Here is an 18237-nt window from a genome sequence, read left to right as displayed (position 1 = left end):
GACGAAGGCTGACCATGCACCCTCTCCACCCGCACGACCCGCCCCGGGTCGGTCCCTACCGGCTCCGCGCCCGACTCGGCGAGGACACCTGCTCACGCGTGTACCTGGCGACCGCGCCGGAACACCCTCCGGTGGCGCTCAAGGTGGCGCGTTCGGGCCTGGTCCCGGAACCGTCGTTCCGTCCCGCCTTCACCGATCTGGTGGCGGCGACCCGGCCCCTGCGCAGCCCGTACGTGGCGGGTGTGCTCGACGCCGACACGGAGGGCCCGGCCCCTTGGGTCGCTGTCACCCGCCCCTTCGGCCCCACCCTCGCCGAGTGCGTGCACGCCCACGGCCCCCTGCCCGCAGCGGCGCTGGCCCCGCTCGCCCTGGCCATGGCGCAGGGGTTGGCCGACCTGCACGCCGTCGGGCACGCCCACGGGTCCCTGTGGCCCGGCGGTGTGCTGCTCACCGAACACGGCGCTGTCCTGGCCGATCCCGGCTTCGAACGTGTCGTCGCCGATCTGCACGGCCGCGCACCGCACCCAGCCTTCGCCGCGCCCGAGGGCGGTGCTGCCGCGGCCACCGACGTGTTCTCCTGGGCCCGCACACTGTGCTTCGCCGCCTCCGGGGTCGAGGGCCCTGCAGGGTCGGACCGTGTGCCCATGCAACTTCGGGGCGTGGTCGACGCCTGTGTCGAGGAAAACCCCGACCTGCGTCCCACCGCTGCCGACCTCGTCCGGATCCTCGGCGGCCCCACAGCACCCGGTCCCTGGCCCGAGGGTCTGGCCGAGGTGGTGCGGCGTTCGGCCGGAACCGGGCGACAGGTCCTCACCGCGGGCGAGGAGACCGGCAAGAAGCGCGGACGCGGCAAGACCGTCGGGCTGACCGCTGCGGGTCTGGCCGTGGCGGTGCTGGCCGGTACCGGCGCGGTCTGGGTCCTCAACGGCGGCCAGGAGGACGCCGGCGGAGAAGGCAGCGACGGTGGGCGAGCAACCACGGAGGACACCGGACTCATCAGCGACGTCAGTTGCCTGGACGCCGACCTCGAGGCGCCCGAATCACCCGTGGAGGACCTGGACGCCATCGACGTGTCCTTCTCCCCCGACGGCGACGCCCTGCTCATCAGCAGCTTCCGACACGGACTCACCGTCTGGGACTGGCGCGAGGGCACCGAGATCGCCCGTCCCGGGGGCGGGTTCACCGACACCGACAGCGGAGAATTCGCCCCGGTCGGCTGCATGGTCGCCGCCCAGCAGCCCACACCGTTCGACACCGACGACTACGACCGTCCCGTCCTACACACCCACGACCTGCCCTCCGGCGACACCCGCCAACAGCTGGGCCCGCAGTCCCAGCGTGTACTCGACGAGCTCGAACCGCCCAGACGCGCCGAGGATTTCGCCTTCTCCCCGTCCGGCGAGCAGATGGCCCTCGCCGTCGCCCACGACACGACCTTGGGCGACGGTGAACAACTGCCTCCGGTCGGCGTCGTCGACATGGCCGCCGGCGAACTCGAGCACGAGTGGTCCGACGACGACTCCCTCGTCTCCGGTCTGGAGTTCCTCGACGAGGACCGTGTCGTCGTCTCCACCGCCGGGCCCCTGGAACTCCGCGACGCCGAGACCGGGGAGGTACTCGAAACCCTGCGTGACCACACCAGCTACGAGTTCACGACCGTGCCCGGCACCACCCGGGTGCTCTACCGCAGCAACGAGCACCTGGTGCTGTGGGACTTCGAGGAGGACGCCGAGATCGACCGGTTCCCTGTGCCCGACTACCACGAGGTCTACAACGACGAGTTCGGCTACCCGACCGGTATGAGCGTCGACACCGAACTCGGTCTGGCCCACTTCAGTTGGGGCGAGGCCGACTCGGCCTTGATCGAGAGTTCCGGCCGGGAATACGAGCACCACGGGCACCTGTGGGACCTGGAGACCGGAGAGGACCTCGCCGAGGAGGAGAGCGGCCTGATGCCGCGTCCCGTCGACTTCCACCCCGGCCAGGAGGTCATCGCCTCCGTCAACGCCGAGGGCGACGTCGACCTGCTCGACCCGGAGACCTTCGAGATCACCGCCACGCTCTCCTAGGAAGCCGACCATGAAACCCCTGACCCCCTCCGACCCCTCCCACATCGGCCCGCACCGGGTACTCGCACGTCTCGGCGCCGGCGGCATGGGCGCGGTCTACCTCGCGCGCACACCCGACGGGCACATGACAGCGGTCAAGGTCGTCCACGAGGAGCTCGCCCAGGACCAGGGTTTCCTCGCCCGGTTCGCCCGCGAGACCCGCACCGCCCAGCGCGTACGCGGACCTTTCACCCCCGCCGTGCTCTCGGTCTCTCCCGGGGGCGAGCCCCCGTGGATGGCCACCGAGTACGTTCCCGGCCCCACCCTGAGCGAGGCCGTGAAGGGGCGCGGTCCTCTCCCCGAGGGCTCCCTGCGGGTGCTCGCGCTCGGCCTGGCCCGTGCTCTGCAAGCGGTACACGCCTCCGGGATCATGCACCGCGACCTCAAGCCCGGAAACGTCCTGCTCTCCCCACGCGGCCCTCAGGTCATCGACTTCGGTATCGCACGCGCCGTCGAAGGCACCGTGCTGACCAAGACCGGCGAGGCCTTCGGCACCCCCACCTACACCTGCCCCGAGACGGTGCTCGGCCGGGAACAGTCCCCGGCCGGCGACGTGTTCGCGCTCGCCGGCATCGTCGTGTTCGCCGCGTCCGGCCGGCCGCCCTTCGGGAGCAAGCCCGCCGCGCAGGTGCTACGGCGCATCGTCGATACCGAACCCGACCTCGAGGGGGTCCCCGAGGGCGCCCTGCGCGACCTCGTGGCCCGCTGTCTGGCCAAGGACCCCGCCGCACGCCCTTCCGCCGACGAGATCGTCCACGTGCTCTCGTCCGAGCCCCTGCCGGACGCCGAGCACGGGTGGCTGCCCGCACCCGTCAACGCCGAGATCAGTGAACGCGAACGCGAGCTCCACCGGGTCGTGCACGAGGCACCCACCGCTCCGGGTGTCGCCGATGCGGGCCGTGAGCGCCGCGGGTGGCTGGTGGTCGGCGCCGCCGTCACCGCTGTGGTCCTCATGGCCGCCGTCGGGGCCGTGGTGCTGCGTCCGTGGGAGAGCACGGACGAGGGCAGCACGGACGGCTCCGTTGCCGAGGAAGGCAGCGCTCCGGAGGACAGCGCTCCGGTCGAGTCGGCCTTCCCCGGATCCGTTTACGACCTGTCGTTCACCCCCGACGGGGACCGGCTGTACGTGCACACAGAGGACGAAGTCAGCCTCTGGGACTGGAGGGATGGCGAACTCCTCGCCACGCCCTTCGAGAGCACGGACGAGTCCGTCCTCTACAACTTCGCCCTCGCCGACACCGGTCACATGGCGACCGTCGGGGAGGAAGGCGTACGTGTGTGGGACGAGGACCACAACGAGCTCGCCTCGTTCATCGCGGACGACCACGACGAGGTGGACTTCTACGACGGGTTGTCCTTCTCGGCTGACGGCTCCCTGATCGCCTTTCGGTCGGTGCGCCCCGAGGGCGACATGACAGCGATGATCTGGGACTGGGAGGAGGACGCCCTCGTCTGGGAGGAGGACGGGTCGACGCTCAGCACCGAGATCAGTCCCGACGGGAACTACATCTTCATGGAGGATCCCAGGGACGTACCGCGGATGTGGGTGGTGGAGGTCGGGTCCGGGGAGCGGATCGCCGAGTTCCCCGAGGACGAGTCCGTGCACGACGGCGAGGGGATACCTCCCGGGCACGAGGGGTTGTTCTCCCCCGTGGAGCCCTACCTGGCCGTCTCCGACGGCTATGCGGAGACGACCTTCGTCTACGACCTCGAGGAGAAGGAGACCGTCCAGGAGATGGAGTCTCCGGGTGTGAGCGGCGGAATGGACTTCACCCCCGACGGTTCCACGCTCATCGCGGGGAGATCGGACGGCATCGATGTATCAGGGGGGTTCATGTGGGACGTGAACAGTGGAGAAAACCTGGCACCAGGGGACACCCTTCTCTACACCAGGCCGGAGGTCCACCCGCAGGAGGAGACCATCGCGGTCGTGGAGTCCGGTCAGGGGATCGACGACAGCATCATCCTCTTCATCGACCCTGAGACACTCCGGGACAACCACGAAATCTCCTGACGGGTCGCGGAGCGGTCTGTCAGTGCGCTGAGTCCGACGAAGCGGTGCGGGAAAAAGACGGCTTCCCTGGGGGTCGATGATGGAAGCACGAATGACCAGGTGGAATCTTTCACGGCGCCCCGGCGGAGCACAGACAAACCGTGTTTCACATGAGGATCCCCGTCTCTACCCCCGAATAATGGGCATCCTCGCTCGCTTTTTGTCCACCGAACCCACTGCCTCCACTCCAACCCAGGGTGGTGGCCGCACCCGACGGAGAAGCCTTGTGAACGTCGGTTGCTGCTGGGCTCGGTGCACCACACCCGGGCCGTCCGGGGGTGGAAGATCGCCGAACGCATCAAAGCCGTGGAGCTGCTCGGCCTGGGCCCAAGGGGTAAGCAGGGCTCTCGGGGGTGGCGTGAGGAGGATGAGGACGACACCTCGGGTTCCGGGGCGGGAGAATCCGGTTCCAGCGGTTCCGATGGCGAGGGTCTGACAGCGGAGCTCCTGCTTCCTCCTCCAGTAGCGGCGACTGACCGGTAACGGACACACCGGACGAAGCGCCGACTCAGGGCCGGGTTGCGGCTATAGCGTGACACCGGTTCACCGTGCTCCGGAAAGGAACGCCCATGTCCGACCAGACCACGCCCGCGTTGTCCGTACTCGGCCGCCTCATCGACGGTCTTCGCGAGAACACGCGAGCCACGACGGTCTTCGGCCCACCTGTGACCTCCGGAGGGACCACGGTCGTCCCCGTGGCCCGGGTGGGGTTCTTCGGCGCCATGGGCGGCGGGGTGAGTCGCGCGACCATGCTCGGCGGCGAGGGCTCGGGCGGGATCGGCCTCACCAGGGCCCGGCCGTCGGGGTTCATCGTGCTCGACGGTGAGGGCGCGGGCTTCCGTCCGATCCGTCAGCCGGCGACGAAGCTGGCCCTGCCGCTGGCGGCGATCACCGCGGTGGCCGTCACGCGCGTCGTGACGGTGTCGGTGCGCGAGGCCCGACGGCGCAAGAAGCTCGAGGCCCGGCGGTGCGAGGAGGACGCCGAGGCCTGAGCGTTCCGTCCCCCCGGGTACAGGCCGGTGCCGCACGGCACCGGCTTTTCTGTTGCCCGCCCCAGGACGTACTGGTGTGACCCGGACCGTCTCGGCTCAGGGCCGGTCGGATAGCGTGCTCCACGCTGTTGGGCACGTGCGGACGACGGGGGCTTTTCTTGTCCGGGGTCATTACAGGGTTCGGGGTCATCGCGAGCATCGTGGTGGTGGGTTACCTGCTCGGCCGGTGGCCGGTCCTGGGTCCCAGCGGGCGCGAGGTGCTGCACAAGCTCTCGTTCTACGTGGCGAGCCCGGCGCTGCTGTTCACGTTGCTGGCCGAGACGGACCTGACGCTGTTGGTCTCGGGTCCGGTCCTGGTGAGCCTGCTGAGTGTGTTCACGGTCGCGTCGGTGTTCATCGTCGCGGGTCTGGTGCGGCGCTGGGGTGTGGGCCCTACGACGGTGGGGACGTTGTCGTCGAGTTACGTCAACGCCGGGAACCTGGGACTGCCGGTGGCGGCGTACGTGTTGGGTGACGCGACTCTCGTGGCGCCGATCCTGTTGTTGCAATTGCTGTTCATGGCACCGGTGGGGCTGACGTTGCTGGACCTGAACCGGGGCCAAGTGCGTGGTCTGGGCCCGATGGTACGGCGGTCGTTGGGGACGCCCGTACGCAACCCGATCCTCATCGGTTCGTTGGCGGGTGTGGCGGTGTCGGCCTCGGGGTGGACCCCGCCGGGGCCACTGATGGAACCGTTCGATCTGGTCGGGGCGATGGCGGTCCCGGCGATGCTGTTGGCGTTCGGGATGTCGCTCAACGGGAGCCGGATGCCGGGGCGCGGCCCGGAGAAGGGACCGATGTTCCTGGCGGTGGTGCTGAAGTCGGTGGTGCAGCCTGTGGTGGCCTGCGTTCTGGGTGCGTGGGTGTTCGGCCTGGGCTCGGCGGACCTGTTCTCTGTGGTGGTGTTGGCGGCATTGCCGACGGCACAGAACGTGTTCAATTACGCCTCGCTGTACCGCACGTCCGAGATGATGGTGCGGGAAGTGGTGTTGGTGACGACGATCCTGACGGTGCCGGTGCTGCTCGTGGTGACGCTGCTCCTGGGTTGAGCGCCGCGGACCCGCACACGCCGCGGGCCCGCCCCGAGGGGACGGGCCCGCGCTTCGCTGCACTCTCTGATCACCACCGCGTCAGCTAGTTGCTGAAGGGCACGTTCTCGATCTCGCCGAACGGACCGGCCCGCAGGGTCATCTCGTCGGCCTCGGCGGGCGGTGCGGAGAACACGGCGATGAGCTGGTAGCTGTTTCCGGGCTGCATCTCGTGCACCTCGTCGGCGAACGGCCCCGTGTTGTCCTCGCCGAACTGGAAGCAGGTGATGTAGCGGGCCAGGTCGGAGTCGGGTTCCAGGAGCTGGAAGCCGCCCAGGGTTCCGTCGGTGAAGTCGGCGGGTGCGCCGGGGAGCACACCGTCGTCGCCGGTCAGGTCGGGGGTGAGTGGGTCGTCACTGGTGTTGGTCAGCGACACGGTGCTGATGACGTAGGCGCCGTCGCGCACCAGGGGGTGCACGTCGAGCTGGACGTCCTCGTAGGTCTCGGTGGCCACGACCTCGGCGTCGGCCTCCTCGACGAAGTCGGCGGGCGGGAAGACGTTGCGGTCGCTGGAACCCAGCACGTCCTCGTCGCGTTCGGCGGACTGGCCGTCGGTGTCGGCGGGATCGACGGGGTACTCGAACTCGACGCGGCGGTTGCGGGCACGGGCCTCCTCGTCGTCGGAACCGCCCTCCTCGGCGACGGGCTCCTCGGCACCGCGGCCTTCCAGCCCGAAGGTGTGCTCGTCACCGAGCTCCTCCTCCAGGACGTCGCGCACGGTCTCGGCGCGCTCCTCGGAGAGGCTCTCGTTGTAGTCGTCGGTGCCCTTGCCGTCGGTGTGTCCGATGACGGTGATCTCACGCCGGTCGGGGTCGATGTTGTTGCTGACGGAGGCGGCGGCCTCCCGCACGACCCCCTCGGCCTCCTCGGTGAGCTCGGCCTCGTCGAACTCGAACATCACGTCGGCCTTGAGGGCGACGGTCTCGGTGTCGCCGTCACGGGTGGTGGAGGTGGTCTCGGAGTCGACGAAGCTCTCCAGGCCGCCGATGAACTCCACCTGGTCGCCGTCGGGGCGGCGGTTCTCGAACTCGACGATGTCGCCGGCCTGCGGGGAGGGGTCCCCCGCCTCGTCGCCCATGTCGGCGCCGTTGGGGTTCTCGGGGTCGGGGCGTTCCTCGTCGACGTCCTGGATCGGGAGGCCGGTCATGGCACCCAGGCCGCTGCCGACGTAGGTCAGTTCGGTGACGTCGTCGGGGAAGCGGGGGAAGTAGAGGCGGTGCACGTTGGTGGCGTCGGTCTCGACGGGGAAGAGGTCGTCGCTGCGCGGGGGCACCGAACCGTAAGGGACGTCGTCACCGTCCTGCAGGGGGCCGGCGGTCACACCGCTGACGGGGTCGATGAGGATCGGCGGCAGGCCGAGGATGGTGTTGTTGCCCCTCAGAGACGCTCGGATCGTCGACTCGTAGTGCAGCACCATGTAATCGTCGGTGCGTTCCAGGCCGGTGATGGAGAAGGTGGTCTCCACGTCCTGGCCGGTGTCGAGGAAGATCGGGCCCTCGCGGGTGTAGGGGAAGTCTGCGTCGACCTCCTCGTCGCGGGGTTCGTCGACGGTCTCGGTGACGTTCTCGGTCTCGGGGGCCTCACGCTCCCCCCGGAGATCACGGACCACGCCGCAACTGGTCAGGGCCGTGGTGGCCGCGAGGACGGCGGCGGTCACCGCCAGACCGCGTACGGCTCGGGGGTTGGTGGTGGGGGACATGCGGGGCCTTCCTCACGATCGTCCTGATGGCCGTCCGGGGTCGGCCTCCGGTTGCTGGGCTCCAACATCCCCTACGACGCGAGCAACACCTTGTTGGTTCTGTCCGCCTCTGCGCCCCTCGCCCGCACCACTGTCCGGGGCCGCCGCACGGCCAGGCGCCGGAGCGCCGGGGGCCGCGCGGGCGGGTCGCTCCAGGTGTCGTCGACCCGTCGGAGGGCATATCTGTCACGAGGGCCTGTCCCTCTCCCCCTTTGAGGGACAGGCCCGTCACACGGGAAGGGCTCGGACGCGACCGCGTGGTCGTGTCCGAGCCCTCACTCGTGCCGGGTCTCCCCGCCGATCAGCCCCAGGCCAGAGCGGTCAGCTCCGGGTCCTCCAGGGCGGTGCCGATGTCGCGCAGCACCTTCGACCCGAGCTCGCCGTCGACGAGCCGGTGGTCGAAGGAGAGCGCCAGGGTGGTCACCTTGCGCACGGCCAGTTCGCCCTCGTGCACCCACGGCATGTCGCGGATCTGCCCGAACGCGAGGATGGCCGCCTCACCGGGGTTGATGATCGGGGTACCGGCGTCGACACCGAACACACCGACGTTGGTGATGGTGATGGTGCCGCCGGACATGTCGGCCGGGCTGGTCCTTCCTTCCCGCGCGGTGTCGGTGAGCCCCTTGAGGGAGGCCGCCAGCTCGGGTAGGGCCTGGGCGTGTGCGTCCTTGATGTTGGGCACCACCAGGCCGCGGTCGGTGGCGGCCGCGATCCCCAGGTTCACGTAGTCCTTGAGCACGATCTCCTGGTTCTCCTCGTCCCAGGAGGAGTTGACCTCGGGGTGGCGGCGCACCGCCATGAGCAGTGCCTTCGCGACCAGCAGCAGCGGCGAGACCTTGACGTCGGCGAAGTCGGGGCGCTCACGCAGCCGCTTGACCGCGTTCATGGTCCCGGTGATGTCGATCTGCAGGAACTCGGTGACGTGCGGCGCGGTGAAGGCGCTGTTGACCATGGCGGCGGCGGTGTGCTTGCGCACGCCCTTGACCGGGACACGGCGTTCCCGGGCGCTCTGGTCCCCTACCGCCGGCGCCGGCTGGGCGGCTGCGGCGGTCTCGGGCGCTGCGGTGGCGGGTTCGGCCGCCGACCGCACGTCGGAGCGGGTGATGATGCCGTCGGCCCCCGTGGGGGTGACCGATGCCAGCTCCACACCGAGGTCCTTGGCGAGCTTACGCACGGGGGGTTTGGCCAACGGCCGTCCCTGCGCGGCCGCTCCGTTCGGCGAGGCCGGTTCGGCCGGCGCCGGTCGGGCGGGTTCGGGTGCCGGGGTCGGCTGAGCCGCACCCGAGGGGGTGGGCCGTCGACGGGCGCGGCGCTGGGTCGGTGCCGCCTTCTCCCCGTAGCCGACCAGGGGCTTCTCCTTCTCCTCACCGTCGTCGGCAGGGGTCTCGGGCTCGGCGGCCGTGGCCGTTCCGCCGTCCGACGCGCCACCTCCGGAGCCGGTGCCGTCGTCGATGGTGATGATGACCGTGCCGACCTCGACGGTCTCGCCCTCCTGGGCCTTGAGCTCCTTGACGGTGCCCGCGTGGGGGCTGGGCAGCTCCACGGCCGCCTTGGCCGTCTCGATCTCGCAGATCATCTGGTTGACGGTGACTTCGTCGCCCGGTGCCACGTACCAGGTGAGCAGTTCCGCCTCGACCAGGCCCTCGCCGACATCGGGCAGTTTGAACGCGTGCACGCCGTCGACCGCGGGGTCGCTCTTCTGAATCGCCATGTCCTCTGTCTTCCCCTGTCTGCCTCGCCGTCTAGTACGCGAACGCGCGGTCCACACCGTCCAGAACGCGGTCAAGATCCGGAAGGTAGTGCTCCTCCAGACGCGACTGCGGGTACGGGGTGTCGAACGCGGTGACGCGGATGACGGGCGACTCCAGGTGGTAGAAGCACTCTTCGGTGACACGTGCGGCGATCTCCGCTCCGGGGCCGCCGGTGAGGGTGGCCTCGTGGGTGACGACCAAGCGGCCGGTGCGCTTCACCGACTCCACGATGGTGGGGTAGTCGACCGGTGCGAGCGAGCGCAGGTCGATCACCTCCAACGAGTGGTCGGTGTCGGCCTCGGCGGCCTGCAGTGCGGTCTTGACCATGGGCCCGTAAGCGAGCAGGGTCGCGTCGGTGCCCGGGCGTGCGATGCGGGCCGAACCCATGGAAAGGGCGTCGTCGAAGGCGGCTTCGGTGTCGAACTCGGCCTTCTCGTAGTAGCGGCGCTTGGGTTCGAGGAAGATGACCGGGTCCTCGCTGCGGATCGCCTGTTGGATGCCCCAGTAGGCGTCCTCGGGGTTGGCGATCGTCATGACGCGCAGGCCCGGGGTGTGGGTGAAGTAGGCCTCCGGGGACTCGCTGTGGTGCTCCACGGCACCGATGCCGCCGCCGTAGGGGATGCGCATGACCAGTGGCACGCTGAGTTTGCCGGCGGAGCGGCGGCGCATCTTCGCGAGCTGGGTGAAGGTCTGGTTGGTCGCCGGGAAGAAGAACCCGTCGAACTGGATCTCCACGACCGGCCGGTAGCCGCGCAGGGCCATGCCGATCGCGGTACCGACGATGCCGGACTCGGCCAGGGGGGTGTCGATGACCCGGTCGGCGCCGAAGTCCTTGTGCAGGCCGTCGGTGACGCGGAAGACCCCGCCGAGGCGTCCGACGTCCTCACCCATGACCAGGACCTTGGGGTCGTGTTCCATGGCGGCGCGCAGGCCGGCGTTGATCGCCTTGCCGATGGTGAGTTTGCTCGTCATGGCCTATCGGCCCCCTTCCGCCCCGGCGCCTTCGAAGGAGGCCAGGTACTCCGCGAACTCGGACCGCTGCTTGTCGATGTGGACGTTGGGCTCGGCGTAGACCTCGTCGAAGATCTCGAGCGGTTCGGGGTCGGGCAGGGCGCGGCACTCGGTGCGCACCTGCTCGCCGATCCGGTCGGCTTCCTCGTCCACGGAGGTGAAGAACGTGTCGTCGGCCAGGCCGTGGTTCTCCAAGTAGCGCCGGAGCCGCAGGATGGGGTCCTTGGCCTTCCAGTCGTCGAGCTCGGCGGAGGCGCGGTAGCGGCTGGGGTCGTCGTTGGTGGTGTGGGCTCCCATGCGGTAGGTGTAGGCCTCCACCAGGGTGGGACCGTTTCCCTCGCGGGCGTTGGCGAGCGCGGCGCGGGTCACGGCCAGGCAGGCCAGGACGTCGTTGCCGTCCACGCGCATGCCGGGGAATCCGTAGCCGGCGGCGCGGCGGTAGATGGGGGCGCGGGACTGCCGGTCCAGGGGCTCGGAGATCGCCCACTGGTTGTTCTGGCAGAAGAAGACGACGGGGGCATTGTTGACGGCGGCGAAGTTGAACGCCTCGTTGGTGTCGCCCTGGCTGGTGGCGCCGTCACCGAAGTAGGTGATCACGGCGCTGCCGTCCTCGCCGACGGCGCCGTCGCGTTGGACACCCATCGCGTAGCCGGTCGCGTGCAGGGCCTGGCTGCCGATGACGATGGTGTACAGGTGGAGCCCGTGTTCGTAGGGGTCCCAGCCTCCGTTGGTGACACCGCGGAACATGCCGAGCAGTTCCTTGGGTTCGATACCGCGGCACCAGGCGACGCCGTGCTCGCGGTAGGAGGGGAAGGCCATGTCGCGGTCGGTGAGGGCACGTGCGGAGCCGATCTGAGCGGCTTCCTGGCCGAGCAGGGAGGCCCAGAGCCCCAGCTCGCCCTGGCGTTGCAGGGAGACCGCCTCGCTGTCGACGCGGCGGACCAGGACCAGGTCCCGGTACAGGGCGCGGACTTCGTCCGCGCTGATCTCCAGGGGGTAATCAGGGTGGCCTGTGAGCTCACCTTCAGGTGTCAGGAGCTGGATGAGCTCCGGTTCCTCGTGCGCGGTGGTGTCCGACACGTTGCTCCTCGGGTTCTCGGGGCCGAATTCGCGCGGGTGGCGCCGGTCGGCCGGATCAAGGTCCGCATCGCACCCGGGGTGTGGGCACAGCGGACAGCCCTCCCCATATCGTGACAGAACTCACCGTGGAGAGCGCAAGACCCGGACGCCACCTTTTCCGTCCGGTCACCATGATCCAAGAAGCATCGAGGGCCTCGATTAGCAGGGCTTCCTAGCAAGTACAAGGTCTTCCGACAACTTTGTGGCCGCTTCTCGGGGACACGGCGGCAACGGCGCCGGAACCGTCGCGGACACCGCGGCACAGAGCGGCCCGGCCGTCGGGCAAGGCCGGGCTGATCGTACTGGGGGCGCAGGAAAGCAGCGACGGGAGCCCGGAGCGCTCCCATCCCGCTCGGGGGAACCTCAGCCGGGGACGCGCATCCCGCGTTCGCGTCCGTAGTCGGCGAGCATCTCGCGCAGTTGGCGGCGGGCGCGGTGCAGTCGCGACATCACGGTGCCCAGCGGCGTGTCCATGCGCTCGGCGACCTCCTTGTAGGCATAACCCTCGATGTCGACGAGGTAGATGACCAGCTGGAAGTCCTCCGGCAGCCGGGCCAGAGCCTGTTTGATGTCGCTGTCGGGCAGGTGGTCCAGCACCTCGGTCTCGGCGGAGCGCATCCCCGACGATGTGTGGCCCGCGGCGGCGGCGAGCTGCCAGTCCTTGATCTCGTCGGTGGTCTCCTGACGCGGCTCGCGCTGCTTCTTGCGGTAGCCGTTGATGAAGGTGTTGGTCAGGATCCGGTACAGCCAGGCACGCAGGTTCGTGCCGGCGCGGAACTGGTGGAAATTGGCGAAGGCCTTGGTGAACGTCTCCTGAACGAGGTCTTCTGCGTCGGCCGGGTTACGGGTCATCCGCAGGGCCGTGGGATAGAGCTGGTCGGCGAACGGCGTGACCGCGCTGGCGAAGTCGAGAGTCTGTTCCGTCCGGTGCTCGGCGCGCTCCTCGCGTGCCTCACCGGTCGTGGGAGTCCGGTCCATTTCGATAGTCGTCAAGATTCCCCCTCAGGACGACCGCGGACGATCTCTTCCACTCTGTTAGACGCCGTTTGATGCTTCCAATGATGACACCAATGGCGGTGAGACGGGTCACTGACCTCAGAAGGACGGTTCCAGCACCTCTGAAACCCCGGCATGTGGGCTGGTCAACCGCTGCTCAGCACCCCTCACGAGTACTCGGGGCCGAGGCCCCGTGCCGTACTCTGGCGTCGCCCCCTTTCGAGAGGGGTCTTGGAGGCCCCATTCCCGGTGGTCCTCCAGGCCATGCCCTGGCCACGCCCGTCGACTTCTTATTTGGAGGACCCAATGGCCCGCGTCGTTGTGGACGTCATGCTCAAGCCGGAGATCCTGGACCCCCAGGGCCAGGCGATCGCCGCGGCCGGTTCCCGGCTGGGGTTCGAGGGCGTTGAGCAGGTCCGCCAGGGCAAACGCTTCGAGGTCGAGATCGAGGGTGAACTCGACGAGGCCGCCTACGCCGAGGTGCGCCGGATGGCCGAGACCCTGCTCGCCAACACCGTCATCGAGGAGTTCGAGGTCCGCCCCGCTTCCTGAACCACGCCCGGCACGGTGTGCAACGGCTCTGCGGCCCCTCCCCCGGCCACCGGCCCGAAACACGCACGAACAGGGGACGAAGCGTCACAAGTGCCGGATGTGTCCCATCACCGGACGGCTGTGCCCTGCGGGGCACGGCTTTCCGTTTTACTCACCAGGGGTCGGGAACGTCTCCATACGTGTCGAGCACCTGACCGACCAGGAGCACGAGAGGTGGACACATGGACGCCGGTTTCTCGATCACGCTCCCCCGACAGGCGTACACGGTGGCTGTGGTACGCGACATCCTCGACACCCATCTCCACCGCGGGGGCCTGTGCCGCGAGTGCGTCGACGACATCCTGCTGGCGGCCTCCGAAGCCGGCTCCAACGCCGTCGAACACGGAGCACCCGACCCCGATTACACCGTGGAGACCGAGCTGGGCCCCCGGTGGTGCGAGGTCCGGGTCTCCCACACCGGACGAGCACCGGACGACGCCCATCTGGCCGAGCTCTTCGCCCAGGAAACCGTGCCCCTACCGGCCCCGGAAACGGAATCGGGCAGGGGCATCGTTCTGATGCGCTACCTCATGGACGAGGTCGCCTTCCAGGACGAACCGCGCACGATGGTGGTACTGCGCAAGCGCCGCACCGCTTGCGACCGTCCGTTGGAGTCGCCCCCGAGCGAGCGCAGCACCCGTTACGCCCTCCTCTGACCCGACCGGAACGGAGAAGTGGCGCACACCATAGAGAGCGTCGCGCACCTGTCGGGAACCACACCACTGCGCCCCTTCCACCCCGCACGAGCGGGAGGATCACACAGAACGGAGCATCCCCGGAGCGGACTTCGTCGTACCCGAGCACAGGCGAACGGGTACGCTTCGGTCGAAGGCACCGTCCGCCGTGTGACGGGGGCGGGGAGGCCCCACCGGGAGCCTCCCGAGCCGGACCGACTCCTCGCCGAACGACTTTTCCGGAGTGTGCACATGACAGCCCGCGTGGGCGTCGTCACCTTCCCAGGCTCCCTCGACGACAAGGACGCGGCGCGTGCCGTCGCGTTGGCGGGGGCCGACCCCGTCCCGCTGTGGCACGACGACGCCGACCTCAAGGGCGTGGACGCGGTCGTCCTGCCCGGCGGCTTCTCCTACGGCGACTACCTGCGCTGCGGCGCGATCGCCCGCTTCGCGCCGCTCATGGGTGAGATCGTGCCCGCCGCACGCTCCGGTGCGCTGCCGGTACTGGGAATCTGCAACGGGTTCCAGATCCTGGCCGAGAGCCACCTGCTGCCCGGAGCGCTGACCCGTAACGCCTCGCTGCGCTTCGTCAACCGTGACCAGGTCCTGCGGGTGGAGAACGCCCGTACCGCCTGGACCGGCGGTTACTCCGAGAGGCAGGAGATCCTCGTGGTCCTCAAGAGCGGCGAGGGGTGCTACGTCGCCGACGAGCAGACCCTCGACCACCTGGAGGCCGAGGAACGGGTCCTGGCCCGCTACGTGGGCGAGAACCCGAACGGTTCCTACCGCGGTATCGCCGGGGTGACCAACGAGCACGGCAACATCGTCGGACTCATGCCCCACCCCGAGCACGCCGTCGAGGCACTGACCGGTCCCTCCACCGACGGTCTGGGGTTCTTCGCCTCGATCCTGACCCACCTGGGCGCCCGCACGCCCGAACCGGCCTAGAGCCGCACACGAACGACCTGGGGGACGATCCTGTCGATGATGGCGCTGCTGCGCTCCAGAAGAACGATGTTCATCCTGGCCGGGGTGGTCATTGTCGGGCTCGTGGTCTCCGGGGGGGTCGGGCTCGTGCGGTCGCTGTCCACCGTCGCGCAGACCGGCCCGGTCCCCGGGCAGGAAGAGCCGGGCGGCGGCCGGCAGGGCGAGGGGGCCGACCCCCTGGAGGCGCCGGAGGCCGGCGCGCTCGGCCAACCCCCGAACGGGCTGGAGTACTCCTCCCAGGAGGACGACATCGAATGCAACCCGGCCGAGTGTGTCCGGCTCGTGTCGGTCATGAGCACCGACGAGGACACTGACGTCTCCTCCGACGAGGCCGTCGAGTCGGTCTACGCGCAGCTGCTGGAGCAGGACTGGGGCCAGCTCCTGCCCGAGGGTGCCGAGGAACCGTCCGACGTTCCTCGGAGCGAGACCATCATGACCGACGGCGATGTCATGGTCGCCGACGCCACCGAACACGACTCCGACGGTGCCGTCGCCGTCCTCATGCTCGGCAACGCCAACCCGCCCGCCAACTGACCCGCTTCCCCTCACCGGCCGGGAACACCCTCCGCCCGGGCCGGACGAGGGGCACGGCCCGGTTCACAACCGCACACTCCGAACGGAACGACGTATGTCTGAAGTACCCGGTCTCGACACCGTCTCCGCGGCGCTCGGCCACCCGGACACGCCGCAGCCCTACGCCGAGCTCGGCATGGCCGACGACGAGTACGCGCGGGTCCGCGAGATCCTGGGCCGACGCCCCACCGCAGCCGAACTGGCCATCTACTCGGTGATGTGGAGCGAGCACTGCTCCTACAAGTCCTCCAAGGTGCATCTGCGCCAGTTCGGGGAGAAGGCACCCGAGAGCGATGCCCTGCTCGTGGGCATGGGGCAGAACGCGGGTGTGGTCGACGTCGGGGACGGTCGTGCCGTGACGTTCAAGATCGAGTCGCACAACCACCCCTCCTACGTGGAGCCGCACCAGGGCGCGGCCACGGGCGTGGGCGGCATCGTCCGCGACATCCTGACGATGGGCGCACGCCCGGTCGCGGTCATGGACGCGCTGCGCTTCGGTCCGGCCGATGCCGACGACACCGCACGGGTCCTGCCCGGGGTCGTCTCGGGCATCTCCTTCTACGGCAATTGCCTCGGACTGCCCAACATCGGCGGTGAGCTCGGATTCGACGCCGGCTACCTCGACAATCCACTGGTCAACGCCCTCTGCGTGGGGGTCATGCGGCACGAGGACATCAAGCTGGCCGAGGCCCCCGGGCCCGGAAACAAGGTCGTGCTGTTCGGTGCCACGACCGGGCCGGACGGGATCGGCGGCGCTTCGGTACTGGCCAGCGCCAACTTCGACGAGGAGTCGCACACCAAGCGACCCAGCGTGCAGGTCGGCGACCCGTTCATGGAGAAGCTGCTCATCGAGTGCAGCCTGGAACTGTACGGCAAGGACCTCGTCGTCGGGATCCAGGACCTCGGTGCGGCCGGGGTCTCGTGCGCGACCACCGAGCTGGCCGCGGGCGGTACCGGCGGTATGGAGATCCAGTTGGAGCGCGTGCCGCTGCGCGACCACCGGCTCACCCCCGAGGAGATCCTCATGAGTGAGTCGCAGGAGCGCATGATGGCGATCGTGGATCCGGGGAAGATGGAGTCCTTCCTCGCGGTCTGCGAGAAGTGGGGGATCCTCGCCGCGGAGATCGGCGAGGTCACCGATGTGTCCGAGGAGGAGGCCGAGCGCGGCGGCCGCCTGGTGATGACCTGGCACGGGCAGACGATCGTGGACATGCCTCCGCGTACCGCCTCCGACGAGGCTCCGGTCCACCAGCGTCCGTACGCGCGCCCCGAGTCGCAGGACACCCTGCAGGCCGACGACGCCGCGAAGCTCCCGCGCCCGGAGAACGACGGCGAGCTGCGCGAGCAGGTGCTGCGGGTGCTGGGTGCCCCGGGTGTGGGCGATCCGTCCTGGGTGACGCAACAGTACGACAGTTACGTGGGCGGTGACACGGTCGTGTCCGCTCCGCACGACTCCGGCATGATCCGGATCTCGGACGATTCCTACCGGGGTGTGGCACTGTCTACCGACGGCAACGGACGCCACACACGCCTGGACCCGTACACGGGCACGCAGCTCGCTTACGCGGAGGCCTTCCGGAACGTGGCCGCCACGGGCGCACGCCCGCTGGCGGTGACCAACTGCCTCAATTTCGGTTCCCCCGAGGACCCGGGCGTGATGTGGCAGTTCGCGGAGACCACCCGCGGGTTGGCCGACGCCTGCCGGACCCTGGGAACCCCGGTGACCGGTGGAAACGTCAGTTTCTACAACCAGACCGGCGAGAGCCCGATCAACCCGACCCCGGTCGTGGGGGTGCTCGGTGTGGTCGATGACGTACGCAAGCGCCTGCGGTCCGGGTTCGAGAGCGACAACGCCACGGTGATGCTGCTGGGGACGACCCGTCCGGAGTTCTCCGGTTCGGCGTGGGCCGACACCGTGCACGGCCATCTGGGCGGGCTGCCGCCGCAGGTGGACCTGGCCGCGGAGGCCGCGCTGGGTGAGGTCCTGGCCGAGGCCGCCGAGCAGGGACTGGCAGCCTCCGCGCACGACCTGTCCGACGGCGGGCTGGCGGTGGCGTTGGCCGAATCGGCGCTGCGCGGCGGCAAGGGCGTGCGTGTGAACCTGGACGGGGACGCGTTCACCGCGCTGTTCAGCGAGTCCGGTGCGCGTGCGCTGGTGGAGGTGGCCCCCGAGAACGCCGCGTCGGTGCGGCTCCTGGCCGAGCGGCACGGCGTCCCGGTCACGGATCTGGGCACGGTCGGCGGCGATGTCCTGGCGGTCGGGCACCCGGACGGGGCGGTCGAGGTCGCCCTCTCCGACCTGCGGGCCTCCTACGAGGCCGCGCTGCCCGCGCTCATGGGCGGCATGTAGCTGCCCGTCGCTTCACTTCACGCAGGGGCGTCCCGTGCCGGGCGTCCCTTCATCGTGTGGTGGGGGTGCTTCCGGTTGGGTATGGGGCGGACGAGGGCCCGTGGAAGGTGGGGCCGCGGACAGCAGCGGCGAGGGCAGCGGTAGAACAAGAGACGGCTGTCGTCGAG

Annotated in this window: 14 protein-coding genes; 9 read left to right on the top strand and 5 right to left on the bottom strand. The window is 69.4% G+C overall.

Annotated features, from left to right (window positions below; genetic code table 11):
- Positions 1–14: 14 nt before the first annotated feature.
- The 4 genes from D456_RS0117780 to D456_RS0117765 all read left to right on the top strand — a co-directional run bounded on the left by D456_RS0117780 (position 15) and on the right by D456_RS0117765 (position 6241).
- Positions 15–2069, top strand: a complete 2055-nt coding sequence (locus D456_RS0117780) for a protein kinase family protein (protein WP_026115980.1) — start codon at positions 15–17, stop codon at positions 2067–2069.
- A 10-nt stretch (positions 2070–2079) separates the two neighbouring features.
- Positions 2080–4122, top strand: a complete 2043-nt coding sequence (locus D456_RS0117775; RefSeq protein ID WP_026115979.1) for a WD40 repeat domain-containing serine/threonine protein kinase — start codon at positions 2080–2082, stop codon at positions 4120–4122.
- Between the two features lie 608 nt (positions 4123–4730).
- Positions 4731–5153: a GerW family sporulation protein gene (locus D456_RS0117770; RefSeq protein WP_017577535.1), complete on the top strand. Its 423-nt coding sequence runs from the start codon at positions 4731–4733 to the stop codon at positions 5151–5153.
- Positions 5154–5311: 158 nt separating this feature from the next.
- A complete protein-coding gene (locus tag D456_RS0117765; protein ID WP_017577534.1) occupies positions 5312–6241 on the top strand; it encodes an AEC family transporter in 930 nt (309 codons plus the stop codon).
- Between the two features lie 85 nt (positions 6242–6326).
- On the opposite strand, the gene D456_RS0117760 is transcribed toward D456_RS0117765, so the two are convergent.
- The 5 genes from D456_RS0117760 to D456_RS0117740 form a co-directional block, all read right to left on the bottom strand.
- Entirely contained in the window at positions 6327–7979 is a 1653-nt protein-coding gene (locus D456_RS0117760) for an OmpA family protein (RefSeq protein WP_017577533.1), read from the bottom strand.
- A gap of 340 nt (positions 7980–8319) precedes the next feature.
- Positions 8320–9729: a dihydrolipoamide acetyltransferase family protein gene (locus D456_RS0117755; RefSeq protein WP_017577532.1), complete on the bottom strand. Its 1410-nt coding sequence runs from the start codon at positions 9727–9729 to the stop codon at positions 8320–8322.
- A 31-nt stretch (positions 9730–9760) separates the two neighbouring features.
- Positions 9761–10741 (bottom strand): alpha-ketoacid dehydrogenase subunit beta, encoded by a 981-nt coding sequence (locus tag D456_RS0117750; RefSeq protein ID WP_017577531.1) that lies wholly within the window; start codon positions 10739–10741, stop codon positions 9761–9763.
- A gap of 3 nt (positions 10742–10744) precedes the next feature.
- A complete protein-coding gene (gene pdhA, locus D456_RS0117745) occupies positions 10745–11860 on the bottom strand; it encodes a pyruvate dehydrogenase (acetyl-transferring) E1 component subunit alpha (protein ID WP_017577530.1) in 1116 nt (371 codons plus the stop codon).
- Positions 11861–12262: 402 nt separating this feature from the next.
- Complete coding sequence (locus D456_RS0117740; RefSeq protein WP_017577529.1) at positions 12263–12877, bottom strand: sigma-70 family RNA polymerase sigma factor; 615 nt, start codon at positions 12875–12877, stop codon at positions 12263–12265.
- Between the two features lie 324 nt (positions 12878–13201).
- Between D456_RS0117740 and purS the strand changes: the two genes are divergently transcribed.
- The 5 genes from purS to purL all read left to right on the top strand — a co-directional run bounded on the left by purS (position 13202) and on the right by purL (position 18070).
- On the top strand, positions 13202–13447 hold the full coding sequence (gene purS, locus D456_RS0117735) for a phosphoribosylformylglycinamidine synthase subunit PurS (protein ID WP_017577528.1): 246 nt from the start codon (positions 13202–13204) through the stop codon (positions 13445–13447).
- A 221-nt stretch (positions 13448–13668) separates the two neighbouring features.
- A complete protein-coding gene (locus tag D456_RS0117730; RefSeq protein WP_017577527.1) occupies positions 13669–14142 on the top strand; it encodes an ATP-binding protein in 474 nt (157 codons plus the stop codon).
- Positions 14143–14412: 270 nt separating this feature from the next.
- Complete coding sequence (gene purQ, locus D456_RS0117725) at positions 14413–15108, top strand: phosphoribosylformylglycinamidine synthase subunit PurQ (protein WP_017577526.1); 696 nt, start codon at positions 14413–14415, stop codon at positions 15106–15108.
- A 36-nt stretch (positions 15109–15144) separates the two neighbouring features.
- Positions 15145–15681 carry a hypothetical protein gene (locus tag D456_RS0117720; RefSeq protein ID WP_017577525.1) on the top strand — a complete coding sequence of 179 codons (537 nt, stop codon included), beginning with the start codon at positions 15145–15147 and terminating at the stop codon, positions 15679–15681.
- Between the two features lie 94 nt (positions 15682–15775).
- Positions 15776–18070 carry a phosphoribosylformylglycinamidine synthase subunit PurL gene (gene purL / locus D456_RS24435; protein ID WP_017577524.1) on the top strand — a complete coding sequence of 765 codons (2295 nt, stop codon included), beginning with the start codon at positions 15776–15778 and terminating at the stop codon, positions 18068–18070.
- The last annotated feature ends 167 nt before the right edge of the window (positions 18071–18237 follow it).

The sequence above is a fragment of the Nocardiopsis kunsanensis DSM 44524 genome (assembly GCF_000340965.1).
Lineage (GTDB): Bacteria > Actinomycetota > Actinomycetes > Streptosporangiales > Streptosporangiaceae > Nocardiopsis > Nocardiopsis kunsanensis.
The sequence above is the reverse complement of the archived record's forward strand: the minus strand, read 5'-3'. Positions and strand labels throughout refer to the sequence as shown.